This window comes from Streptomyces sp. NPDC002018 (assembly GCF_042890865.1).
In the GTDB taxonomy this organism is placed as follows: domain Bacteria; phylum Actinomycetota; class Actinomycetes; order Streptomycetales; family Streptomycetaceae; genus Streptomyces.
Map to the genome: position 1 here is coordinate 336061 of NZ_JBIASO010000005.1, position 22927 is coordinate 358987.

Here is a 22927-nt window from a genome sequence, read left to right on the forward strand (position 1 = left end):
ACGATTCCCCCCGTACGAGCCGGCCCCGCCGACCCGGCCGCGTCGATATACGACGGCCACAGGGAATCACCGGCCGCTGTTCCTCTTGCAAGATGATGGTGCGGAGTTACGCGTCGTCCAGGTCCTCACCGAAGGTGATGTCCAACTCGTCCGCGAGCGCCTCGGCGAGTTGAAGCGTCTGGGACCGATCGACGACGATCTGCTTGAGCGCGCTGATGCCACGTACGCGGGAAAGATCATTGCCACGCAGGTCGCAGCCGCGGTACTTACCTCCGTCGAACTCCGTCAACCGCAGGTCACAGCCATCGAAGAGGACACCGCCGAGGTCGGCCGAGGTGAATGCGGCCTCCCTCAGTGAGCACTTCGAGAAGATCACCGGTCCAGCGGCCCGCATGCGCTCGAAGGTGGTGTAGTCGAACTTGCAGTTCTCGAAAAAAACGCTGTCGAGCGTCAGATCCTCGACAGTCGCGCCCATGAACTTGCAGTCGGTGAAAGCGACGCGCGAGATCTTGCTTTCCGTCCAGCGCAGTGACGACAGCTCGCAGTGGGAGAACTCCACGGAGTCGATGCGGAGCTTGTCGAACCGGGCGCGCCGCGCCTTCATACCGGTGACGCGCCCGTCCAGCAAATGGATGTCCGCCAGGTCGATCTGGCGCAGATCCGCATCGGCGTAATGGAAATCCGCGACCCGGCCACGACCGCCTTCGAGCGAGGTGACGTGGGACAGATACCGGCCCGGCTCGTCCAGGGCAGGGAGAGTGACGCTCGTACGGCGGATCGCGCGGCTGTCCATCAGGTGCCTTCCAGCGAGGAGTCTGTCCCCGTACCGCCGGGGTACCCGCGGGCAGGGGGACCGACGACGGCAGAGCTACTTTTTCTTGTTCCAATTGTCCCAGGTGGGCCGGTTGTCGAACCGAGCCGGACTCTTGGCCCAGTTGTCCCAGGTAGGCCGGTTGTCCCACGTTCCTTCAGAACCCTCGTGCCGTTGGGCCCCGTGATTGGATATCAGCTCCACCACGACAGCGGCCTCGGACGCGGCCAATAGCTCCAGAATCGTCATGAGGCTTCCTTCTCCTTTGCCGCCATGGAAGACAAGGCGGTGACCAGGGCCTGCCGGGTAACACGGCAGTACTGGGTCTCGGTCGTCGCGAGGCTGCCGTTCTCGAAGTAGCGGTTGGCTGCTTGGGCGCCTCGACAGAAATCGAAGAAATCACACCCGGCTGAGCAGCCCTCCAGCCCGGTAAGGAAATCGCGGACGTATCCCAATCGGTGCGCGCCGTCGAGGATGTCCCCCAGAGGGCGATCGAGGACGCTGCCGGCCAGAAAGTTGCCGTACCCGGCATCGGTGGTGTCCGCCAGCTCAGGGGAAAGCAGCACCACATCACCGTTCCAGGACACGGTCGGGATGGGGTCCAGCCTGCGGAGGTCCCAATCGGCTCGCTGTCCCGCGCGGATCATCCGCAGATATTCACCCAGGCGCTCCAGCTCCCGCACCTCCAGCTCACCAGGGTGGCGCCGGGACCACGCCAGAGTCCGCAGCCAGAAGGCCTCGGCCTGCCTGCAGGTGGGCTGCTGCCGGTCGGTGTTGATTCCTTCGGCCTCTTCGATATTGAAGCCCACCGACCGGCAGCCCAGACCGGCCACAAAGTCCAGAAGCTCCTCGGGATGATCGATGCCATCGGTCCCGACCACCATGATCACCGAGAAGGGGAGGCCATGCGCACGCAGCCGCTCGATGCCTCGGCTGATCCTGTCGAAGGCGGGACGGCCGCGGAGGTCGACGCGCTGGGAGTTGAGAGCCGCCGGGCCGTCGATACTCACGCCGACGCGGAACTCGTACCTGGCCAGCAGCTCGCACCAGGCCTCGGTGATCAGGGTGGCATTCGTCTGCACATAGTGATGGACACGGCCCGCGCGGCGCAGCTCTTCGAACGGTGTGAGAAGCGCCGCGAGCTTCCTCGGCCCCAGCGCCAGCGGCTCCCCGCCGTGCCAGACGACGCCGATGGGAGGAGAACCGTCCGTGAACTCGGCGACCGACTCCGCCAGGGCATCGGCGACCTCTGTGGACATCTCGTGTTTGAGCCTCCGGAAAGGCAGATAACAGTAGGTGCAATCCAGGTTGCACCAGGTCGTGGGCTGAACCACCACGGTCTGCGGTCGAGCCGCGAACCACTTGGAGTAACGCGGACGCCGGATGACTGAGTGATGGGGCATGGCCTTCCTCACTGATCGGGCCGACCGAGTACGGACGGGCTGGGCAGCCGGTCCCGGGGCATCCCTGGCTGACGGGGATAGCAAACCCCGGGCAGGCGAGATGAGGGGATGATGAACTGAGGTCACTCACGGTTCATTCATTCTCAACAACTAGTGATCGGTTCGGGGGCGTCTGATGAACGGCGAGCAGGCTACGGCTGTGCCAGTGGAACAAGCTGCCGAGGCGTTCGCTGCCGAGGTCTCCTACTGGCGCGAAGTACGTGGATTGTCCAAGCGAGCGCTCGCCACGGCGATGCGCTTCGATCCCTCATACGTAAGTCATGTGGAATCCGGCAGGCACAAACCGAGCGAGGACTTCGCCCGCCGAGCAGACGAGGCCATGAACGCGGGCAAGGCCATCTGGCGCCGGTGGTGCGACTACGAGGCCGCCAAAACCCGTATCGGCACCCCGGTATCGCCCGCACCACACCGGATCGAGCAGCCGTACGCCACCGGATCGGCGCTCATCGTCGAGCACGACGCCGCCCGCCTGGACTACGACGGCAGCCACTACCGGCTCACCATGCGCCGCCACTTACGCAACACCGGTACGGAGCCGGTGACCCGGTATTTGATCCGCATCAGCGTCGACCGCTACCCGGGCGATCCCGAACGATCCAACGCTCACTACCGCGAACACCCCCTGACATGGGATGAGCTGGATTTGATCGCCAACTGCGCCACCGACAGGATGCGGTGTGAAGCCAAACACGACCGGGATGCCTTCAAGGAGGTATGGCTGCTGTTCGAGAACGAGTACGGCCGCTTCCCTCTCTATCCAGGCGAGTCCGTGTGGATCGAGTACGCCTACTCGGTGAGTGACAGTAAGTGGGGACGCTGGTTCCAGCGCGCTGTACGGCTGCCTACCGAACATCTCGAAGTCCAACTGGCCTTTCCCAGCGTCCTCGATCCGGCGGTGTGGGGTACGGAAACGTCGATGACGGCCGAGGCGAGGCCTCTGCGAAGCGCTGCGACCCGCCACGACGACGGCGTGATGTGCGTCTTCACCTGGTCGACGCCCGCCCCGGCGCTGCATGCCCGGTACCGTCTCGAATGGCGTTTCCGGGCCGAGCCCGAACAGGTCGTTGATTCAGGGGAGTTCAGGTGACTCAGGTGCGGCCCAGTGGACAGATGCGTGAGCTCGGAGTCGTACAGTACGGCTCCCCGATCCTCACCGAGCCTGCCCGCCGCTTCGGTCTGCCGGGCGAACGAGGTGAAGCCGAGCGCGTCACCGCCGAACTCCTCGCCTCGATGGAGCGCATCGGTCAGGTGCACCCCTTCGCCAAAGGCATGGGCGTCGCGGCACCGCAAATCGGCACCGCGCGCGCGGCGGCCGTCGTCCGGCCCTCCGGCCCCGACCCACAGCCGGTCATCCTGCTCAACCCACGCATCACCACGTCCTCCGACGAGACGGACGAGCAGTACGAGGGTTGCCTGAGCTTCTTCGATGTCCGTGGCCTCGTACCTCGGCCTCTGCGCATCACCGTCGAGACCACCACGCTGGATGGAACCACGGTGAGCACCGTGTACGAGCGCGGCCTCGCCCGGCTGATCCACCATGAGATCGATCACCTCTACGGCCGCCTCTACACGGCCCGGATGCGGCCCGGTGTCGAGCCCATCCCCATCGAGGAGTACCGCCAGACCGGACGGGCGTGGGCGTACGAGTAACGCCGTGGCCGTCTACCGTCTGCGGGCTGCTTCCGAGAAGGAAGCGGCCCACAGTGCAGTGGTTGTACGGAGCCGGGCCGTGCCCCGAGCGCGGGAGTCGGCTTCGCGGCACTGGGGAGGCGGATGACCTCGGTGCGGTCGCGGGCGCGGCGAGATGGGGGACACGTCTGCGGTCATGGTGCGGTGAACTCCCCGTCGCCGAGGGCATGGACGAACGTGACCCACGCGCCACCGGTCGGAACAGACGCGGGGCCACCGGTCAGCGCGTCGGCCGCGACCGGCATCGGGATCAATGCTCCCTCGTTGTTCACCGCTGGGCGAACGGCAGGGTGTTCGAGGGGGCGTCGAGCCAGGGGTGTGTGCTCCCGTCTCGGTCCACCGTGAGTCCGAAGCGGGCGTGGTCCGGCCTGCCGTGGTCGATCCACCAGGTCAGGGCGCGTTCCACCTCGTCCCAGAGGCGACGGGCCCCGGACTGGTGGACCGTGGCGTCGGGGGAGCCGGGGGTGAAGAGGACGGCCGCCCATGACCGGCTGCGGAAGTCGAAGAACCATGCCTTCGCCTCGCCGTCGTCACCGGCGTTGACGACATGGGCGCAATCGGGGACGCAGAGCCCCGTCACGAAGTAGGGCGTCTCGTAACGGTCCCCCAGGTCCGCCAGCGGCATGGACGTCCTGGAGACATCGGCGTCACCGGGGAAGTCCTTGACGTGTCCGTGGAACCGGTCCCAGTGGAGACGCTGGTCCCGGAGTTTCATGAACTCGACCATGCGGAGGAAGGGACCGACGGCGCGGCCGTCCTCGCCCACGGTCAACCGGACGAGCGCGTCCTGGTTGCTGTAGTGGGTGCCCCAGGGGGCGAGGATGGTGCCGCCCGGCCGCGTCTGTGCGAGCCAGCTCGGCGGGAGCACCCGTACGCCTGCCGTCACGATCACCCGGTCGTAGGGCGCGCCCGGCGCCCAGCCGTCCCGGCCGTCTCCTTCGACCAGTCGCGGACCGAGTCCGGCTCGCGTCAGTGTGTCCGCGGCACGCCCCGCCACCGCCGGGTCGATCTCGACACTGACCACGTTCTCGCCGCCCAGGCGGTGGGCGAGCAGCCCGGCGTTCCAGCCGGTGCCTGTGCCCACTTCCAGGACCCGCATACCGTCACTCACGTCCAGATCACGCAGCATGGACGCGACAACGGACGGCATGCTCGCCGAACTGGTGCCCGTGGACCCCGGCTCGATGCCCGTGTGCCGGCCGTCGTCCCACTGGGTCACCAACGGAATGTCCCGGTACGCGGCCCGCTCCCAGCCGGCCGGGTCGTCGCCCCTGACCACGGCCTCACTGCGGCCGGTCGCCGTGTCGAACGCCCAGAAGAGATCCGGCAGGAACAGTGACCGGGGCACGGCCCTGAACGCCTTCGCCCACTCCGCTGTCAGAACTCCGCGTGCGAGGAGATGACGCGTCAGCTCATCGCCTGCGCGGCCCTCCCGCTCGGACACGAGAGTCACTTGCGGTGCTTTCCGTCCCCTTCGGGGGCTCCACCGTCCGGCGGTGGTGGCGGAAGAGGCTTCCACGGCTCACCAGGAAGCTTGTCCTTCTTCTCCTCGTCCCGGCCGTCGGCGGTCCCGCACATCGGTCCGACCGTCATCCGACCCACCTCCCTCGGCTTCGCACACAAAGGCGCAGTGATGACTTGATTTGTCACCTTCCCACCAAGTGAAGCATCCGACGGCCGCCGTCCTACCGCCGTGGCACCTTCTCGCCGCAGCACGGGGGCGTGCCCGGGGGCTCGTGCGGGACCGGGCGCGCCGTCGTGGGCGCGGGCACTCCAACGGGTGGGGTGGCTACCCATTTGCCGCGCCCGGGGCATATACGCGAAATGGGGGAGGTAATTATGCATCGCTGACAACCGCACTGTTCCTACCGAACGCGCCCGTTCTGGAGTAAGCGATGACTGAAATCGGCGAAACGACCACCTGTCCGTTCGACTTCAGCGAAGGCCTTGAATTCGATCCCCTGTTCACGGAACTGATGTCGAGGAGTCCCGTGACCAAGATCCGGCTGCCCTACGGGGACGCGGACGCGTGGCTGGTCACCGGGTTCGAAGGGGTACGGCAGGTGACCACGGACAGCCGGTTCAGCCGGGCGGCGATCACCGGCCGGAACTATCCGCGGCTCACGCCGGAACCGATCGTCTCGCCGGAATCGATCAATGTGATCGACCCGCCCCGGAGCACCCGGCTGCGCCGGCTGGCCTCGCAGGCGTTCACCATGCGGCATGTGGACCGGATGCGGCCCGCCGTCGAGAGCATCACCGCCGGGCTCCTCGACGAGATGGCCGAGCACGGCACGCCCGCCGATCTGGTGCGCCATCTCTCGGACCGGCTGCCCCAGCACACCATCTGCGAGTTGCTGGGCATCGCGCCCGAGGACCGGCCCCTGATGCAGGAGTACGCGCACCAACTGCTGTCCACGGGACCGCAGACGCGACAGGCCGCGGCGGACGCGAAGACCGCCCTGCGCGGGTACTTCGGCAAGCTGGTCGCCGAGCGAAGGCGCGACCCCGGGGACGATCTGATCAGCACGCTGGCCGCCGCGAAGGAGGGCGACGACGCCTTCGACGACCAGGACCTGGCGGTCATGGCGCTCACGCTCATGCTGAGCGGGCACGACACCGCGACCTGCGAGATCAGCAATATCGCGTACATCCTGCTGGACCGGCCCGATCTGATGGAGCGGGTCAGGGACCAGCCGGAGGAGCTGACGCGGGTACTGGACGAACTCCTGCGGTTCATTCCGTTCCGCAAGGGCGTCGGCATCCCGCGGATCGCCACCGAGGACGTGGAGATCGAGGGGGTGACGATCCGGGCGGGCGACTTCGTCCATGTCTCGTATCTGACCGCGAACCGCGACCCGAAGCGGTTCACCGACCCGGATGTCATCGACCCGGACCGTCCGCCCACCCCGCACATGACCTTCGGCTGGGGCGGCCACCGCTGTATCGCCGCGCCGCTGGCGATGGTGGAGCTGGAGGCCGCGATCGGGGGGCTGGTGAACCGCTTCCCGCGGCTGCGGCTCGCGGTGCCGGTCGAGGACATCCGCTGGGACACGGAGACGATCCGGCGGTTCCCGATCGAACTGCCGGTGGCCTGGTAGGGACGGAGTGGGGACGGACAGGGGGCTGTGTGAGGACGGACAGGAGCGGGAGCGGGGCCCCGGGTGTCACCCCGGGGCCCCGCCCTCATGACCGCCCGGACCGGGCGGACCTGTCGACCCGGCCGGACCGGCCGGATCAGCCGGATCAGCCGGATCGCGGGTTCCGGCCCCCGGAGGTCACCACCGCGGGACGGCGGGGGTGGTCCACCCCGGGTGGGCGACCCGCATCGCGGCCGCGTCGTCACGGTCGCGCAGAGTGCCGTCGTCGTCCAGCCAGCGCCGGTGCAGCACGGCGAGCCGGTCCCGGTCGAGTTCGACCCCGAGGCCGGGTGCGTCCGGGACGACGAGGTGACCGTCGGTGAAGGTGAGCCGCTCCTTCGAGGCATCGGTGATGACGTCCTCGGTCTGCCAGGGGTAGTGGCTGTCGCAGGCGTGGTCGAGATGGGGGACGGTGGCGGCGACATGCGTCATCGCGGCCAGGCTGATCCCGAGATGCGTGTTGGAGTGCATGGACAGGCCGACACCGAAGGTGCGGCAGACGGCGGCCAGTTCACGGGTGGCGCGCAGACCGCCCCAGTAGTGGTGGTCGCTCAGCACCACCTGGACCGCGTCCGTCGTGAAGGCCTCGGGGATCTCGGCGAACGTGGTGACGCACATATTGGTGGCGAGCGGGACACGGGCGCGTGCGGCGACCTCGGCCATGTTCTTCGTACCGCTGGTGGGGTCCTCCAGATATTCGAGGATCTCGCGCAGTTCGTCGGCGACCTGGAGCGAGGTCTCCACGGACCAGGCGCCGTTGGGGTCCAGGCGCAGCGGCTGCCCGGGGAAGCGCTCGGCCAGGGCGCGGATCGCGGCGACCTCCTCGGCCGGTTCGTACACCCCGCCCTTGAGCTTGAAGGAGGTGAAACCGTAGTCGCGGGCGAAGCGTTCGGCCTGGGCGACCACCCCGGCCGGGTCCACGGCGGCGCCCCAGTCGTCGGTCTCCCCCGCGCCGCCCGGGTGCTCGGCCCAGCGGTAGAAGAGATACGCGCCGTACTCGACCCGGTCGCGGACCTTGCCGCCGAGCAGTCCGTGCACGGGCAGGCCGGCGGACTTGCCCCAGGCGTCCAGACACGCCACCTCGAAGGCGGAGACGACCGACAGCCGCAGCTTGTCGGCGGTCTGTACGCCCCGCAGCCCGCCGACGTCGACGGAGTTGTCCACCCGGGAGGAGTCGACGGCCACCCCGCCGGCCAGCGCGAACAGGCCGTTGAGGTCGGTGACCCGGTGGCCGGGGAGACGGTCGGCCAACGGCCGTGCCAGCTCCAGGTACTTGGTGTCGCCGTAGGTCTCGCCGACACCCGTCACCCCGTCGGCCGTGACCACCTCCACGATCAGCCGGGGGGTGTACGGCTGGTGCACGCCCTGGGTGTTGAGCAGCGGCGGGTCGGTCACCAGGATCGGCGTGAGACGGACCTCGGTGATGATCGGATCAGCCATGGAGCACTCCGTCGGTCTCGGGTCCCGACGATCGGCGGCGCGGCGGGACCGCGGTGGCTGCCGCCCCCTGATCGTCTCCCTATGTGGATGCCATCTACGTACAGGAATGGAGGCTAGGGAGACGGACGTCGCGCGTCAACGCCCCCGCGCGGGCGCGTGCCACTGGCGCGCGTGCCACCGGTGTGCGTCCACCGGCGTGCGTACCACTGGCCCCGGTATCCGCGGCCGCGGTCGAGCCGCGCCGGGGGCCCTCTTCCGCCCCGCCCCGCCCGCCGCGCCGGAGGGGGTGAAAAAGGGAGACCGGCCCGTACGGAAGCGTCTCCGTACGGGCCGGTCTCGGGAGGGGCCGGGGTGGAGGGGGGTGGCCCCGGCCGGGGTCATGGTGGGGGGACGGTTCGGACCGCGGTGGGGGGACGGGGTCGGACCGGGACGAGGGGAAAGGTCAGACCGCGGCGGTGGTCTTCTCCGTCTTCTCCGTACGGGGTTCCGGCTCCGACGCCGGGGCCTCGCCGTGGCCGTCGTCGACCAGGGTCTTCTCGTCGAACGGGATCCGGCCCGCCAGCACCTCGTCCACCCGGCCCCGGTCGATCTCCTTGGTCCAGGTGCCGACCAGAACCGTCGCCACCGCGTTGCCCGCGAAGTTCGTCATCGCGCGGGCCTCACTCATGAAGCGGTCGATACCGACGATCAGGCCCACGCCGTCGACCAGTTCGGGCCGGTGCGACTGGAGACCGCCCGCGAGGGTCGCCAGACCCGCGCCGGTGACACCCGCCGCGCCCTTGGACGCGATGATCATGAACAGCAGCAGCGAGATCTGCTCACCGATGGAAAGCGGGTTGCCCATGCCCTCGGCGATGAAGAGCGAGGCCATCGTCAGATAGATCGCCGTACCGTCCAGGTTGAACGAGTAGCCGGTCGGCACGGTGATGCCGACGACGGGCTTGCTGACACCCAGGTGCTCCATCTTCGCGATGAGCCGCGGCAGCGCCGACTCCGAGGAGGACGTCGAGAGGATCAGCAGGAACTCGCGGCCGAGGTACTTCAGCAACGAGAGGATGTTCACACCCGCGACCAGCCGCAGCAGCAGGCCCAGGATGACGAAGACGAAAATCACACAGGTGATGTAGAAGCCGATCATGATGATCGCCAGCGACTTCAGCGCGTCGATACCCGTCTCGCCGACGACCGCCGCGATCGCGCCGAACGCGCCGACGGGCGCGGCCCACATGATCATCGCGAGCATCCGGAAGACCAGCCGCTGGATGTGACCGATGCCACGCAGGACCGGCTCGCCCGCCGAGCCCATCGCCTGGAGCGCGAAGCCCGCCAGCAGGGCGACCAGCAGCGTCTGGAGCACCTGGCCCTCGGTGAAGGCGGAGACCAGCGTCGTCGGGATGATGCCGAGGAGGAAGTCCGCGGTGGACTCGCTCGCGCCGTCCGCCTGGGCCGCGCCCGCGTCACGGGCGGCCTCGGTGAGGTGCAGACCGGAGCCGGGCTCCAGGATGTTGCCGACGACCAGACCGATGGCCAGGGCGACGGTCGACATCACCAGGAAGTAGCCGAGGGCGAGTCCGCCGACGGCGCCGACCTTCGCGGCCTTCCTCACCGATCCGACGCCCAGCACGATGGTGCAGAAGATGATGGGCGAGATCATCATCTTGATGAGATTGACGAAGCCGGTACCGATCGGCTTCAGCTCGACGGCCACACCGGGAGCCGCGAAGCCCACCAGAATGCCGAGTGCGACGGCGACGATCACCGCTATGTACAGATAATGGGTGCGGTCCCGGCGTGCGGCCACGGGTCCTCCTTGACTCGTTCCGTGCGATTCCCCCGTCCCTGTCCCGAGGGGGTCCCGGCGACTATCCACCAGCATGTGACCCTGGTCACGGTTACGTTCATTTCGTTCATGTGAATGCGGCGATGCAGACTTGCCCCATGCATCTGCCCCGTCCTCGCAGCCTCGCGGCCCAGCTCTTCGCCATGCAGGTCGTGCTGGTCGCCGCGGTCGTGGCGGGGTGCGCGCTCTTCGCGTACATCACGGGTCGTGCCCACGCGGCCGAGACCGCACGCAAGCAAGTTCTGGCCACCGCGTACGCACTGGCCGATTCGCCCTCTGTACGGGAGGCGATCCGTACGTCCGATCCCTCGGCGCTGCTCCAGCCGTACGCGGAGCGGGTGCGGCGCGACACCGGGATCGACTTCATCACGATCATGACCCCGGAGGGGATCCGCTGGACGCACCCCGATCCGGCGCAGATCGGTATGCCCTTTCTGGGCCGTACGGCTCCGGCGCTGCGCGGTGAGACGTTCACCGAGACCTACACCGGCACGCTCGGGCCCTCGATCCGGGCGGTCACACCGGTAAGGGACAACGGGAGGATCACCGGGCTGGTGAGCGTGGGCATCACCGTGGACCGGATCTCCTCCGAGGTGACCCAGCAGGTCAAGGTGCTGGCGCTGGTGGCGGGCGCGGCGCTGGTGCTCGGCGGGGTGGGCACCTATGTCGTCAACGCCCGGCTGCGCAGGCACACCCACAACATGAACGCGGCCGAGCTGAGCCGGATGCACGACTACCACCAGGCCGCGCTGCACGCCGTGCGCGAGGGCCTGCTGATGCTCGACGGCGGCCGCAGGATCGCCCTGATGAACGACGCCGGCCGGGAGTTGCTCGGTCTGGACGACTCCGCGGTGGGCCGTCCGGTCGCCGAGCTGGGGCTGCCCGCACCGCTCACCGGCGCGCTGCTCGCCTCCGGGCCCCGGGTGGACGAGGTCCATATGACCGCCGAACGGATCGTGGTCGTCAACACCCAGCCGGTGGTGGGCGGGGAGCAGCGCGGCACGGTCATCACCCTGCGGGACCACACCGAACTCCAGGCATTGTCGGGCGAGTTGGACTCGGAGCGCGGGTTCACCCAGGCGCTGCGCTCCCAGGCGCACGAGGCCGCCAACCGGCTCCACACGGTCGTCTCGCTGATCGAGCTGGGCCGGGTGGAGGAGGCGGTGGAGTTCGCCACGGCGGAGCTGGAGCTGGCCCAGGCGCTCACGGACCGGGTGGTGGGCTCGGTCGCCGAGCCGGTGCTCGCGGCGCTGCTGCTGGGGAAGGCGGCCCAGGCGAACGAGCGCGGTGTGGAGCTGGTGCTCGCGGAGGACAGCCGGATCGACGACGGTGTGCTGCCGACGACGCTCGCGCCGCGCGATCTGGTGACGATCCTGGGCAATCTGATCGACAACGCCGTGGACGCGGCGCAGGGCGGCGAGGGTGCGCGGGTGACGGTGACGGCACGGGTCGACGACACCGCGAACGGCACGGACGGCACGACCGGCGGTGAACTGCTGCTCGGCGTACGGGACACCGGGGACGGCGTCGACCCGGGGGACATGGAAGAGGTGTTCCTGCGCGGCTGGTCGACCCGCGGCCCGGGACGCGGGCTCGGGCTGGCGCTGGTGCGCCAGGCCGTGCACCGCGCGCACGGGACGGTGTCGCTGACCCGGGGCGCGGAGGGCGGCGCGGAGTTCACCGTACGGCTGCCGCTCGGACCCCGGCCGGCCGCGTCGGCCCGGCCGGCCGCGACCGGTGCGGGGCCGGTGCCGTCGCCCCTCGGCGCGGGCGTCCTGCCGTCCCCCCGTTCGGAGGCCGCCGGGGCCCCCGGCAACGCCGGGAACGCCGGGACCGCCGGGACCGCCGGGGCCCCCGGCAGCGCCGGGTCCGCCGGGACGCCCGGGAACGCCGCGTCCGCGCCGCCCGCACCGTCCGCCGCCGCCGCCGCCGGGAAGGCCGTACCGTCCCCCGGGACGGACACCGCGCCGCCCGCCGGTACGGAGGCCGTCCGGTGACCGCCGGGGCGGGCGGGCCGAGGCACCCCGGGCCGGGCGGGCCCCCGGCGCGGGGGCCGATCCGGGTGCTGGTGGTCGAGGACGATCCGGTCGCCGCCGACGCCCATGAGCTGTATGTCGCGCGGGTGACCGGCTTCACCGTCGCGGGGGTCGCGCACTCCCGCGCGGAGGCCGCCCGGCTGCTGGAGCGTACGGACATCGATCTGATCCTGCTCGATCTCTATCTCCCCGACGGACACGGACTCCAGCTTCTGCGCGCCCTGCGGGCCGGCGGACACCACGCGGATGTCATCGCCGTGACCTCGGCGCGCGATCTCGCGGTGGTGCGGGAGGGGGTCTCGCTCGGTGTCGTCCAGTACGTCCTGAAGCCCTTCACCTTCGCCACCCTGCGCGACCGGCTCACCCGCTACGCGGAGTTCCGGGCGGCGGCCGGGGAGGCCAGCGGCCAGGAGGAGGTGGACCGGGCGCTCGGCGCGCTGCGGGCGCCGCAGCCCTCCTCGCTGCCCAAGGGGCTGAGCGCGCCCACGCTGGAGGCCGTGACCCGTACGCTCCGCGCGTCGCCCACGGGACTGACCGCCGCGGAGGCCGGTGTCAGGGCGGGGATCTCCCGTATCACCGCGCGCCGCTATCTGGAACACCTCGTCACCCACGGACGCGCGGTGCGCAGTCCGCAGTACGGGCAGGTCGGGCGCCCCGAGTTGCAGTACCGCTGGATCTCCGCGACCCACTGAGCCGGGGGGCGCCGACCACCGGTCGCCGCAAGGGGATTGACCATGATATGGGCCCGGTCCTACGGTCGCCGGGCAGCCCCCCGTGGCTCAGAGGAGGTCGTGCCCGTGCGCCCCACCGCCCCGCTCATCCTCGTCGCCGCCCTCGCCGCCGGTTCCCTCACCGCCTGCGGCAGCGGTTCAGGCAGTGATCCGGACACCGTCAAGGTCGTGTACAACCGCTCCACCGACAACAAGATCCGCTTCAAGGACACCTATCTGGAGTCGGTGAAGCGGCAGTTCGAGAAGGAGCATCCGGGCAAGAAGGTCGAGCTCATCCCCGTCCAGGCGCCGGACAACGACTACGCCACCAAGGCGCAGCAGATGATGCGCTCCCCCAAGACCGCCCCGGATCTGGTCTACGAGGACACCTTCCGGATCAACGCGGACATCAAGGCGGGGTATCTGCGCCCCCTCGACGACTATCTGGCGAAGTGGGACACCTGGGACCGGTTCGTCGACAGCGCGAAGTCGGCCGCGAAGGCGGAGGACGGGAAGACGTACGGCGTCCCGGACGGCACCGACACCCGTGGGCTCTGGTTCAACAAGAAGATCTTCGCCAGGGCCGGTCTGCCCGCCGACTGGCGGCCCCGCGACTGGGACGAGGTGCTGGACGCGGCCCGTACGGTCAAGAAGAAGGTCCCCGGGGTCATCCCGCTGAACGTCTACACCGGCAAGGGCCCCGGCGAGGCCGCGGTGATGCAGGGCTTCGAGATGCTCCTCTACGGGACGGGCGAGGACCCCCTCTACGATCCGGCCGCCCAGAAGTGGGTGACGGGCGGTCAGGGCTTCCGCGACGCGCTGGAGTTCGTGGGGACGGTGTACGGGGAGAAGCTCGGGCCCGAGGTCCCGGACGCGCTCGACCCGAATGTCGGCACCCGGGTCGCCACCGAGTGGTTCCCCGAGGGGAGGCTGGCGATCTCCCTGGACGGCTCCTGGATGGGCCAGAACTGGATCAACGAGGGGCCCAAGGAGTGGCCGGGGTGGGCGACGGATCTCGCCCAGGCGCCGATGCCGACGCGGGACGGGCAGGCCCCGGGCGCGGTGTCGATGTCGGGCGGCTGGGCGTGGGCGATCCCGCAGAAGGCCGGGAACCCTGATCTGGCCTGGGAGTTCATCAAGACACAGCAGACCACCGAGAACGCGGTGAAGTGGGATGTCGTGGGCGCCCAGATCGCCGTGCGCGAGGATGTGGCGGCCGATCCGCGCTATCTGGCGTCCATGCCGGGCATCGAGTTCTTCACCGGGCTGGTCCGGCACACGCACTACCGGCCCGCGCTGCCGGTCTATCCCCAGGTGTCGTCCGCGATCGGCGAGGCGATGGAGAAGGTCACGACGGGTGACGCGTCCGCGGCGGAGGCGGCTCGGGAGTACGACGAGCAGCTCAGGACCATCACCGACGGCGCGGTCGTCGACAAGTGAGCGCGCGGGACGGCGTGGTCGCGGCCGGCGGCCGGCGCCGGGGGCCCCGGCTGTGGCGCTGGCTGCCGCTCGCCCCCGCCACCCTTCTGCTGCTGCTCTTCCTGGCGGGTCCCATCGGCTACTGCGTCTGGATCGCCTTCACCAACACCCAGTTGACGGGCTCGTCCTCCTCGGACTTCGTCGGTCTGGCGAACTTCCGCCGGGCCTTCGCCGACGAGGACTTCCGTAACGCGGTCTGGCTGACGCTCGTGTTCACCGTCGTCTCCTCGATCGTCGGCCAGAACAGTCTGGGGCTTGCGCTGGCCGGGCTGATGCGGGCCGCGTCCCGGCCCGTCCGGACGCTCACCGGCTCACTGGTGATCGCCGCCTGGGTGCTGCCGGAGATCGTCGCGGCGTTTCTCCTCTACGCGTTCTTCCGCCGCGAGGGCACGCTCAACGCGATCCTGGACTGGCTCCATCTGCCGTCCCAGAACTGGCTGTTCACCCTGCCGATCCTGGCGGTGTCGTTCGCCAATGTCTGGCGCGGCACGGCGTTCTCCATGCTGATCTACTCGGCGGCGCTCTCCGAGATACCCCGGGACATCACCGAGGCGGCCCAGGTCGACGGCGCGGGCGGGGTGCGCCGTCTGCGGCACATCACCCTGCCGATGATCCGCCGCTCCATCGGTACGAATCTGATGCTCAACACCCTCTCCACGCTCTCGGTCTTCGGACTGATCTGGGCGATGACCCGGGGCGGGCCCGGCAACCGCAGTCAGACACTGCCGGTGTTCATGTACGACCAGGCGTTCCTGAAGAGCCTCATCGGCTACGGGACGGCCGTCGCGCTGCTTCTGCTGCTGGTCGGGGCGTTGTTCTCGCTCGTCTATCTGCGGCTGATGAGGGTGGAGGTCTGATGGCGCCGCTCCCCGGTCCCGGCAGCCGCGCGCGGGGCCGCCGCATACAGGGCCGCCGCACGTGGGGCCGCCGCATACAGGGCCGCCACACGTGGGGCCGCCCCATACAGGGCCGCCGGGTACGGGGCCGTCTCGCGGCCGACGCCTCGCTGCTGGTGACCGCGGCGGCCTTCGCGCTGCCGCTGGTCTGGCTGGTGCTGGCGTCGGTGGACGCGGACGCCGATATGCGGGTACGGGCCCCCTCGTCGGTCACCGGGGAGAACTTCGACGCGGTCCTCACCGACGAGATCACCTTCACACCGATGCTCAACAGCCTGCTGCTGTGCGGGGGCGCCACACTGCTGGCGGTGGTGTGCGCGGCGCTGGCGGCGTATCCGCTCTCCCGCTACCGGTCGCGGTTCAACCGGCCGTATCTGCTGACGATCCTGTTCACGACGTGTCTGCCGATCACGGCGATCATGGTGCCGGTGTACGGACTGTTCGTACAGGTGGACCTCGTGGACACCATGTACGGCACGTCGCTCTTTCTCGCCACCTCCCAACTGCCGTTCTGCATCTGGCTGATGAAGAACTTCATGGACGGGGTGCCGGCGGTGCTGGAGGAGGCGGCGTGGACGGACGGGGCCTCGCACCTCCAGACACTGACCCGGGTGGTGCTCCCGCTGATGGGGCCGGGCCTGACGGTGGTGACGATCTACACGTTCATCCAGCTCTGGGGAAACTTTTTCGTACCGTTCATGCTGCTCCTCACGCCCGACCAGTTGCCGGCCTCGGTGTCGATCTTCACCTTCTTCGGCAACTACGGATCGGTGATCTACGGACAGCTCGCGGCGTTCTCGATCCTCTACTCGGCGCCGGTGCTGGTCCTCTATCTCCTGATCTCCCGCCGACTGGGCGGGGGCTTCGCGCTGGGCGGCGCGGTGAAGGGCTGAGCACCGGGCCGGGGCGATCCCCCGGGAGGGGCCGGATCAGAAGCCCGGGAGGCGCCGGGTCAGGGGCCCGGGAGGCGCCGGGTCAGGGGCCCGGGAGGCGCCGGGTCAGAAGACGCTCTCCGCCTCGAACATACGGTTCTCCGGCACGGTCTTGAGCTGCGTCACGGCCTCCGCCAGCGGCACCATCTCCACCGCCGTCCCCTTGAGCGCCGTCATTCCCCCGAACTCGCCCCGGTGCACGGCCTCCACCGCGTGCCAGCCGAACCGGGTCGCGAGCACCCTGTCGTACGCGGTCGGCGTACCGCCCCGCTGGACATGGCCGAGGATCACCGGCCTGGCCTCCTTGCCCATCCGGCGCTCCAGCTCGGCCGCGAGCCGGTTGCCGATGCCCTGGAAGCGCTCGTGGCCGAACTGGTCGATCTCGCCCTTGCCGTACTCCATCGAGCCCGCGGCCGGGTGCGCGCCCTCGGCGACACAGATGACCGCGAACTTCTTGCCGCGCGAGAACCTCGCCTCGACCATCTTCACCAGGCTGTCGACCTCGAAGGGCCGCTCGGGCAGACAGATGCCGTGCGCGCCGCCCGCCATCCCGGACTCCAGCGCGATCCAGCCCGCGTGCCGCCCCATGACCTCCACGACCATCACCCGCTGATGGGACTCGGCGGTGGTCTTGAGCCGGTCGATCGCCTCCGTGGCGACCGTGACGGCGGTGTCGAAACCGAAGGTGCGGTCGGTCGAGTAGATGTCGTTGTCGATGGTCTTGGGGACGCCGACGACGGGCATCCCGGCGTCCGAGAGCAGCCGGGCCGCGGTCAGCGTGCCCTCGCCGCCGATCGGGATGAGCGCGTCGATCCCGTAGCGCTGCGCCAACTCCGCGCAGTTCTCGGCGGCTTCGCGCAGCCGGCCGCGCTCCAGCCTGGCCGAGCCCAGGATCGTGCCGCCGCGGGCCAGGATGCCGCTGACCGCGTTGAGGTCGAGCGGACGGAAGTGGCCGTCGAGCAGCCCCTTGAACCCGTCCTCGAATCCGATGACTTCGTCGCCGTACCCGGTCAGGGCCCGGTGCACGACCGACCGGATCACTGCGTTGAGGCCGGGACAGTCGCCGCCTGCGGTGAGAACTCCGATACGCATCGTGCTGTGTCTCCTGCTCGCTAGTGCCGTACTTCTCCGGAGGACCGATCTTCGGCCCACCACATATGAGCCTGTTCCGATCCTCCCACGGGTGATCGGCGTCACGCGCCGGGCGGTCCCGCTGTCGGCGGTGCTGTCGACCGCGCCGCCGACCGTTTCGTACACCATGCCGTGTACGTCCGTACACCTCGTTGTACGCCGTGTGCGCCCCCGCTGCCTAACCACCCCCGGAGGTATTGTCAAGAGGCATTGCCACCCTAACGGGCTGTTCATCTCACGAGCAGGGACGGGAGAGCACGCGTGACACGCAGCGTGTACGTGACCGGGATCGACCGAGGGGACGGCCGTCAGGTCGTGGAGCTGGGGGTCATGGAGCTGCTGACCCGCCAGGTGGACCGGGTGGGGGTCTTCCGGCCCCTGGTCCATGACGGCCCCGACCGTCTCTTCGAACTGCTGCGGGCCCGCTACCGGCTGTCACAGGACCCGGCGACGGTCTACGGCCTCGACTACCACGAGGCGTCCGCGCTCCAGGCCGAGCGGGGCACCGACGAGCTGGTCTCCCGGCTGGTCGACCGCTTCCACCGGGTGGCGCGGGAGTACGAGGTCGTGCTCGTGCTGGGCACCGACTTCGCGGCCACCCAGCTTCCGGACGAGCTGTCGCTGAACGCGCGGCTCGCCAACGAGTTCGGCGCGTCCGTGATCGCGGTGGTGGGCGGCAAGGGCCAGAGCGCCGAGTCCGTACGGGCCGAGGCGCGCAACGCCCATCGCGCCTACGAGGTCCTGGGCTGTGACGTACTGACCATGGTGGTCAACCGGGTCGCCCCGGAGGACCGCGCGGCGATCGCCGAGCGGCTGGCCGCGCGGCTGCCGGTGCCCTGTTACGTGCTGCCGGACGAGCCGGCGCTCGCCGCCCCGACCGTCGCCCAGATCACCCAGGCCCTGGGGGGCACGGTGCTGCTCGGGGACGATTCGGGCCTGGCCAGGGACGCGCTGGACTTCGTCTTCGGCGGCGCGATGCTGCCGAACTTCCTGCGCGCGCTGACCCCCGGCTGCATGGTGGTCACCCCTGGTGACCGGGCCGATCTGGTGGTGGGCGCCCTCGCCGCGCACTCCGCCGGCACCCCGCCGATAGCGGGTGTGCTGCTCACCCTCGACGAACGGCCGGACGACGCGGTACTGACCCTGGCCGCACGGCTCGCGCCCGGCACCCCGGTGATCTCGGTGCCGGGCCGTTCCTTTCCCACCGCGACCGAACTCTTCGGCCTGGAAGGGAAGCTGAACGCCGACACACCGCGCAAGGCGGAGACCGCGCTCGGCCTGTTCGAGCGCCATGTGGACACCGCGGATCTGCGGGACCGGCTCTCGGTGGCCCGCAGCGGGCGGGTCACACCGATGATGTTCGAGCACGAACTGCTGGAGCAGGCCCGCGCCCACCGTCGCCGGGTGGTCCTGCCGGAGGGCACCGAGGAACGCGTCCTGCGCGCCGCCGACATCCTGCTGCGGCGCGATGTGTGCGAGCTGACCCTCCTCGGCAACACCGGTCTCGTCCGGAAGAAGGCGGCCGATCTCGGTATCGATCTCGGCGGGGCCCAGCTCATCGATCCGGCCACCTCGGAGCTGCGGCAGCGGTTCGCCGAGCGGTACGCGGAGCTGCGCGCCCACAAGGGCGTGACGGCGGAGCTGGCGCACGACGTCGTGGCCGACGCCAACTACTTCGGCACGCTGATGGTGCGCGAGGGGCTGGCCGACGGCATGGTGTCGGGTTCGGTGCACTCCACGGCCGCCACGATCCGGCCCGCCTTCGAGATCATCAAGACCGTGGGGAACGCGTCGATCGTCTCGTCGGTCTTCTTCATGTGCCTCGCCGACAAGGTGCTGGTGTACGGGGACTGCGCGGTCAATCCCGATCCGGACGCGGAGCAGCTCGCCGACATCGCCGTCCAGTCCGCGGTCACCGCCGCCCGGTTCGGGGTCGAGCCGCGGATCGCGATGCTCTCGTACTCCACCGGCACCTCGGGCTCCGGGGCGGATGTCGACAAGGTGCGCGAGGCGACCAAGCTGGTGCGCGCGGCCCGCCCGGATCTGCTGATCGAGGGCCCGGTCCAGTACGACGCGGCGGTCGAGCCGTCCGTCGCGGCGACCAAGCTGCCGGAGTCGGAGGTGGCCGGCCGGGCGACCGTGCTGATCTTCCCCGATCTGAACACCGGCAACAACACGTACAAGGCGGTGCAGCGCTCGGCGGGCGCCGTGGCCGTGGGCCCGGTGCTCCAGGGGCTGCGCAAGCCGGTCAACGACCTGTCGCGCGGCGCGCTGGTGCAGGACATCGTCAACACGGTGGCGATCACGGCGATCCAGGCCCAGGACGAGCACGCGTGAGCGGCGCCGCCCCGGCCGGTCCCTCCCGCGTCCCCTCCCGCGTCCCTTCCCGTGTCCCCTCGCCCGGTCCCGGTCCCGATCCCGACCCGAGCACCGGTCCCGGTCCCGGTCCCGTCCCGAGCACCGGTCCCGGCACCGGCTCCGGCTCCGGCCCTGATGACACGCCCTCTCCCGCACCCGCACCCTCTCCTACCGAAGGCCCTCAGCCCGTGACCGAGCACGCCACCCGTGTCCTTGTCCTCAACTCCGGTTCCTCGTCGCTGAAGTACCAGCTCCTGGACATGCGGGACAGCTCGCGGCTCGCGGTCGGTCTGGTCGAGCGGATCGGTGAGCGGACCTCCCGGCTCGTGCACACCCCGCGGGCCTCCGGCGGCGGGGACAGGCGCGAACGTACGGGCAGGATCGCGGACCACGCGGCGGCGCTGGAGGCGGTCGCGGACGAACTGGCCCAGGACGGTCTCGGTCTCGACTCCCCCGAACTGGCGGCGATCGGCCACCGGGTGGTCCACGGCGGGCTGGAGTTCAGCGCGCCGGCCGTCGTCGACGACCGCGTACTGGCGGAGATCGAGCGGCTGGTGCCGGTGGCACCGCTGCACAACCCGGCGAATCTCAGCGGTATCCGTACGGCGCGGGCGCTGCGCCCGGACCTGCCGCAGGTCGCGGTCTTCGACACCGCGTTCCACACGACGATGCCGGAGTACGCCGCCCGCTACGCGATCGACACGGCGACGGCCGACGCGCACCGCATCCGCCGCTACGGCTTCCACGGCACCTCGCACGCGTATGTCTCCCGCAGGACCGCCGAACTGCTCGGCAAGGACCCGTCGGAGGTGAACGTGATCGTGCTGCACCTGGGCAACGGCGCCTCGGCGTCGGCCGTGGCGGGCGGCCGGTGCGTGGACACCTCGATGGGACTGACCCCCTTGGAGGGGCTGGTGATGGGTACGCGCTCCGGTGACATCGATCCGGCGGTCACGTTCCATCTCCGGCGGGTGGCCGGAATGTCCGTCGATGAGATCGATGAACTTCTCAACAAGAAAAGCGGTCTGGCCGGCCTCTGCGGGGACAACGATATGCGGGAGATCCTGCGCCGTATCGAGGAGGGGGACGAGCGGGCGCGGCTCGCGTTCGACATTTACATCCACCGGCTGAAGAAGTACATCGGTGCTTACAGCGCGGTCCTCGGACGGGTGGACGCGGTGGCCTTCACGGCGGGCGTCGGGGAGAACGCGGCGGCGGTACGGGAGGCCGCGGTCGCCGGTCTGGAAATGTTCGGGCTGGCCGTGGACACGGGGCGCAACGCCGTACGTTCCGGGGAGCCTCGGATCATCTCTCCCGACGGAGCGCGGACCGTGGTGGCCGTCGTCCCGACCGACGAGGAGCTGGAGATCGCGCGGCAGACCTTCGCCCTCGTCGGCACGGACCGGACGCTTATCGCCTGAGCGGCCGGCCGCCCATTTGTATCTTCCACCAGACGGAATATTCCGCAGGGAAACAAACCGATAGGATCCGCCTTATGCGCCGTTCCAAAATCGTCTGCACACTGGGCCCCGCCGTCGACTCGTACGAGCAACTGAAGTCGCTCATCGAGGCCGGAATGAATGTGGCCCGTCTGAATATGAGCCACGGGAGCCACCCGGAGCACGAGGAGCGGTACCACCGCGTCCGGAAGGCCTCGGCGGACACCGGCCAGGCGGTGGGCGTGCTCGTCGACCTCCAGGGCCCCAAGATCCGTCTGGAGACCTTCGCCGAGGGCCCGGTCGAGCTGGTCCGCGGTGACGAGTTCACCATCACCACCGAGGACGTCCCGGGCGACAAGTCCATCTGCGGCACCACCTACAAGGGTCTGCCCGGCGATGTCTCCAAGGGCGACCAGATCCTGATCAACGACGGCAACGTCGAGCTGCGGGTGGTCGAGGTCGTCGGCCCCGAGGTCAAGTCCATCGTGATCGAGGGCGGGGTGATCTCCGACCACAAGGGCATCAACCTGCCCGGCGCGGCCGTCAACGTCCCCGCCCTCTCCGAGAAGGACATCGAGGACCTGCGCTTCGGTCTGCGCATGGGGTGCGACATGATCGCGCTCTCGTTCGTCAGGGACGCGCAGGACGTGCTCGACGTGCACAAGATCATGGACGAGGAGGGCCGCCGGGTCCCGATCATCGCCAAGGTCGAGAAGCCGCAGGCGGTCGCCAATATGGAGGCCGTCGTCGCGGCGTTCGACGCGATCATGGTGGCCCGTGGTGACCTGGCCGTCGAGTATCCGCTCGAAAAGGTCCCGCTGGTGCAGAAGCGGCTCATCGAGCTGTGCCGCCGCAACGCCAAGCCGGTGATCGTGGCGACCCAGATGATGGAGTCGATGATCACCAACTCCCGCCCCACCCGCGCCGAGGCGTCCGATGTCGCCAACGCGATCCTGGACGGCGCGGACGCGGTCATGCTCTCCGCCGAGTCCTCGGTGGGCGCGTACCCGATCGAGACGGTCAAGACGATGTCGAAGATCGTCGTCGCCGCCGAGCAGGAGCTGCTCTCCAAGGGCCTCCAGCCGCTGGTGCCGGGCAAGAAGCCCCGCACGCAGGGCGGTTCGGTGGCCCGCGCGGCCTGTGAGATCGCGGACTTCCTGGGCGGCAAGGCGCTGATCGCCTTCACCCAGTCCGGCGACACGGCCCGCCGGCTCTCCCGTTACCGCGCGGCCCAGCCGATCCTGGCGTTCACGACGGACGAGTCGACGCGCAACCAGCTCGCCCTGAGCTGGGGCGTGGAGTCCTTCATCGTGCCCTGGGTGAGCAGCACGGACGAGATGGTCGACCTGGTCGACGAGGAGGTCCTGAAGCTCCAGCGCTACAACGAGGGCGACGCCATGATCATCACGGCCGGCTCCCCTCCCGGTGTCCCCGGCACCACGAACATGGTCCGTGTCCACCACCTGGGCGGCCCCGACAGCGTCTGACCCGGCCGCCTGTTCCACACCCGTCCCGACCCCTCCCGCTTCTCGGCCCGCCGGCTTCCGGCGGGCCGTTCCGCTG

19 protein-coding genes are annotated in these 22927 nt (G+C 69.6%); 11 read left to right on the top strand and 8 right to left on the bottom strand.

Going from position 1 to position 22927, the window contains the following annotated elements; all coding sequences use genetic code 11:
- Positions 1 to 106 precede the first annotated feature (106 nt).
- The 3 genes from ACFYYH_RS10965 to amcB form a co-directional block, all read right to left on the bottom strand.
- Complete coding sequence (locus ACFYYH_RS10965) at positions 107 to 793, bottom strand: pentapeptide repeat-containing protein (RefSeq protein WP_388548711.1); 687 nt, start codon at positions 791 to 793, stop codon at positions 107 to 109.
- Between the two features lie 75 nt (positions 794 to 868).
- Positions 869 to 1060, bottom strand: a complete 192-nt coding sequence (gene amcA, locus ACFYYH_RS10970) for a multiple cyclophane-containing RiPP AmcA (RefSeq protein ID WP_388548714.1) — start codon at positions 1058 to 1060, stop codon at positions 869 to 871.
- Positions 1057 to 2214: a cyclophane-forming radical SAM peptide maturase AmcB gene (amcB, locus tag ACFYYH_RS10975; protein ID WP_388548716.1), complete on the bottom strand. Its 1158-nt coding sequence runs from the start codon at positions 2212 to 2214 to the stop codon at positions 1057 to 1059. Before amcB ends, amcA begins: the two co-directional genes overlap by 4 nt.
- Positions 2215 to 2389: 175 nt before the next feature.
- On the opposite strand from amcB, the gene ACFYYH_RS10980 reads away from it, so the two are divergent.
- The gene (locus tag ACFYYH_RS10980) at positions 2390 to 3361 is read left to right on the top strand and encodes a multiprotein-bridging factor 1 family protein (protein ID WP_388548719.1); all 972 of its coding nucleotides are present in this window, start codon (positions 2390 to 2392) and stop codon (positions 3359 to 3361) included.
- Between the two features lie 23 nt (positions 3362 to 3384).
- Positions 3385 to 3924 carry a peptide deformylase gene (locus ACFYYH_RS10985; RefSeq protein ID WP_388548721.1) on the top strand — a complete coding sequence of 180 codons (540 nt, stop codon included), beginning with the start codon at positions 3385 to 3387 and terminating at the stop codon, positions 3922 to 3924.
- A gap of 307 nt (positions 3925 to 4231) precedes the next feature.
- On the opposite strand, the gene ACFYYH_RS10990 is transcribed toward ACFYYH_RS10985, so the two are convergent.
- Together ACFYYH_RS10990 and ACFYYH_RS10995 are read right to left on the bottom strand one after the other, a co-directional pair.
- Positions 4232 to 5416, bottom strand: coding sequence for a methyltransferase domain-containing protein (locus ACFYYH_RS10990; RefSeq protein ID WP_388548724.1), 1185 nt, complete (start codon positions 5414 to 5416; stop codon positions 4232 to 4234).
- Positions 5413 to 5556, bottom strand: coding sequence for a hypothetical protein (locus tag ACFYYH_RS10995; RefSeq protein ID WP_388548727.1), 144 nt, complete (start codon positions 5554 to 5556; stop codon positions 5413 to 5415). Before ACFYYH_RS10995 ends, ACFYYH_RS10990 begins: the two co-directional genes overlap by 4 nt.
- Positions 5557 to 5858: 302 nt before the next feature.
- Between ACFYYH_RS10995 and ACFYYH_RS11000 the strand changes: the two genes are divergently transcribed.
- Positions 5859 to 7064: a cytochrome P450 gene (locus ACFYYH_RS11000; protein WP_388548730.1), complete on the top strand. Its 1206-nt coding sequence runs from the start codon at positions 5859 to 5861 to the stop codon at positions 7062 to 7064.
- A gap of 177 nt (positions 7065 to 7241) precedes the next feature.
- On the opposite strand, the gene ACFYYH_RS11005 is transcribed toward ACFYYH_RS11000, so the two are convergent.
- Both ACFYYH_RS11005 and ACFYYH_RS11010 read right to left on the bottom strand, forming a co-directional pair.
- Complete coding sequence (locus ACFYYH_RS11005) at positions 7242 to 8543, bottom strand: glucarate dehydratase family protein (RefSeq protein WP_388548733.1); 1302 nt, start codon at positions 8541 to 8543, stop codon at positions 7242 to 7244.
- Positions 8544 to 8985: 442 nt separating this feature from the next.
- A complete protein-coding gene (locus tag ACFYYH_RS11010) occupies positions 8986 to 10344 on the bottom strand; it encodes a cation:dicarboxylate symporter family transporter (RefSeq protein ID WP_388548735.1) in 1359 nt (452 codons plus the stop codon).
- A gap of 137 nt (positions 10345 to 10481) precedes the next feature.
- On the opposite strand from ACFYYH_RS11010, the gene ACFYYH_RS11015 reads away from it, so the two are divergent.
- The 5 genes from ACFYYH_RS11015 (at position 10482) to ACFYYH_RS11035 (ending at position 16397) form a co-directional block, all read left to right on the top strand.
- Positions 10482 to 12380 carry an ATP-binding protein gene (locus ACFYYH_RS11015; protein ID WP_388548736.1) on the top strand — a complete coding sequence of 633 codons (1899 nt, stop codon included), beginning with the start codon at positions 10482 to 10484 and terminating at the stop codon, positions 12378 to 12380.
- 59 nt (positions 12381 to 12439) lie between these two features.
- The gene (locus ACFYYH_RS11020; RefSeq protein WP_388548909.1) at positions 12440 to 13111 is read left to right on the top strand and encodes a response regulator; all 672 of its coding nucleotides are present in this window, start codon (positions 12440 to 12442) and stop codon (positions 13109 to 13111) included.
- A gap of 105 nt (positions 13112 to 13216) precedes the next feature.
- Complete coding sequence (locus ACFYYH_RS11025) at positions 13217 to 14569, top strand: extracellular solute-binding protein (protein WP_388548738.1); 1353 nt, start codon at positions 13217 to 13219, stop codon at positions 14567 to 14569.
- Between the two features lie 14 nt (positions 14570 to 14583).
- Positions 14584 to 15465: a carbohydrate ABC transporter permease gene (locus ACFYYH_RS11030; protein ID WP_388548912.1), complete on the top strand. Its 882-nt coding sequence runs from the start codon at positions 14584 to 14586 to the stop codon at positions 15463 to 15465.
- Complete coding sequence (locus ACFYYH_RS11035; protein ID WP_388548739.1) at positions 15465 to 16397, top strand: carbohydrate ABC transporter permease; 933 nt, start codon at positions 15465 to 15467, stop codon at positions 16395 to 16397. The genes ACFYYH_RS11030 and ACFYYH_RS11035 overlap by 1 nt, the downstream gene beginning before the upstream one ends.
- Before the next feature lie 105 nt (positions 16398 to 16502).
- On the opposite strand, the gene ACFYYH_RS11040 is transcribed toward ACFYYH_RS11035, so the two are convergent.
- The gene (locus ACFYYH_RS11040; protein ID WP_388548741.1) at positions 16503 to 17528 is read right to left on the bottom strand and encodes an ATP-dependent 6-phosphofructokinase; all 1026 of its coding nucleotides are present in this window, start codon (positions 17526 to 17528) and stop codon (positions 16503 to 16505) included.
- A 300-nt stretch (positions 17529 to 17828) separates the two neighbouring features.
- Here ACFYYH_RS11040 and pta point away from each other — a divergent pair, with 300 nt between their 5' ends.
- The 3 genes from pta (at position 17829) to pyk (ending at position 22851) form a co-directional block, all read left to right on the top strand.
- The gene (pta, locus tag ACFYYH_RS11045; RefSeq protein WP_388548744.1) at positions 17829 to 19904 is read left to right on the top strand and encodes a phosphate acetyltransferase; all 2076 of its coding nucleotides are present in this window, start codon (positions 17829 to 17831) and stop codon (positions 19902 to 19904) included.
- A 209-nt stretch (positions 19905 to 20113) separates the two neighbouring features.
- Positions 20114 to 21346 carry an acetate kinase gene (locus tag ACFYYH_RS11050; RefSeq protein ID WP_388548747.1) on the top strand — a complete coding sequence of 411 codons (1233 nt, stop codon included), beginning with the start codon at positions 20114 to 20116 and terminating at the stop codon, positions 21344 to 21346.
- A gap of 74 nt (positions 21347 to 21420) precedes the next feature.
- The gene (pyk, locus tag ACFYYH_RS11055; protein ID WP_388548749.1) at positions 21421 to 22851 is read left to right on the top strand and encodes a pyruvate kinase; all 1431 of its coding nucleotides are present in this window, start codon (positions 21421 to 21423) and stop codon (positions 22849 to 22851) included.
- Positions 22852 to 22927: the final 76 nt, after the last annotated feature.

Bases quoted from the DNA above. Each gene is read 5' to 3' on its own strand.
- ACFYYH_RS10965 (WP_388548711.1), bottom strand. From the start codon at position 793: ATGGACAGCCGCGCGATCCGCCGTACGAGCGTCACTCTCCCTGCCCTG.
- amcA (WP_388548714.1), bottom strand. From the start codon at position 1,060: ATGACGATTCTGGAGCTATTGGCCGCGTCCGAGGCCGCTGTCGTGGTG.
- amcB (WP_388548716.1), bottom strand. From the start codon at position 2,214: ATGCCCCATCACTCAGTCATCCGGCGTCCGCGTTACTCCAAGTGGTTC.
- ACFYYH_RS10980 (WP_388548719.1), top strand. From the start codon at position 2,390: ATGAACGGCGAGCAGGCTACGGCTGTGCCAGTGGAACAAGCTGCCGAG.
- ACFYYH_RS10985 (WP_388548721.1), top strand. From the start codon at position 3,385: ATGCGTGAGCTCGGAGTCGTACAGTACGGCTCCCCGATCCTCACCGAG.
- ACFYYH_RS10995 (WP_388548727.1), bottom strand. From the start codon at position 5,556: ATGACGGTCGGACCGATGTGCGGGACCGCCGACGGCCGGGACGAGGAG.
- ACFYYH_RS11000 (WP_388548730.1), top strand. From the start codon at position 5,859: ATGACTGAAATCGGCGAAACGACCACCTGTCCGTTCGACTTCAGCGAA.
- ACFYYH_RS11005 (WP_388548733.1), bottom strand. From the start codon at position 8,543: ATGGCTGATCCGATCATCACCGAGGTCCGTCTCACGCCGATCCTGGTG.
- ACFYYH_RS11015 (WP_388548736.1), top strand. From the start codon at position 10,482: ATGCATCTGCCCCGTCCTCGCAGCCTCGCGGCCCAGCTCTTCGCCATG.
- ACFYYH_RS11035 (WP_388548739.1), top strand. From the start codon at position 15,465: ATGGCGCCGCTCCCCGGTCCCGGCAGCCGCGCGCGGGGCCGCCGCATA.
- ACFYYH_RS11040 (WP_388548741.1), bottom strand. From the start codon at position 17,528: ATGCGTATCGGAGTTCTCACCGCAGGCGGCGACTGTCCCGGCCTCAAC.
- pyk (WP_388548749.1), top strand. From the start codon at position 21,421: ATGCGCCGTTCCAAAATCGTCTGCACACTGGGCCCCGCCGTCGACTCG.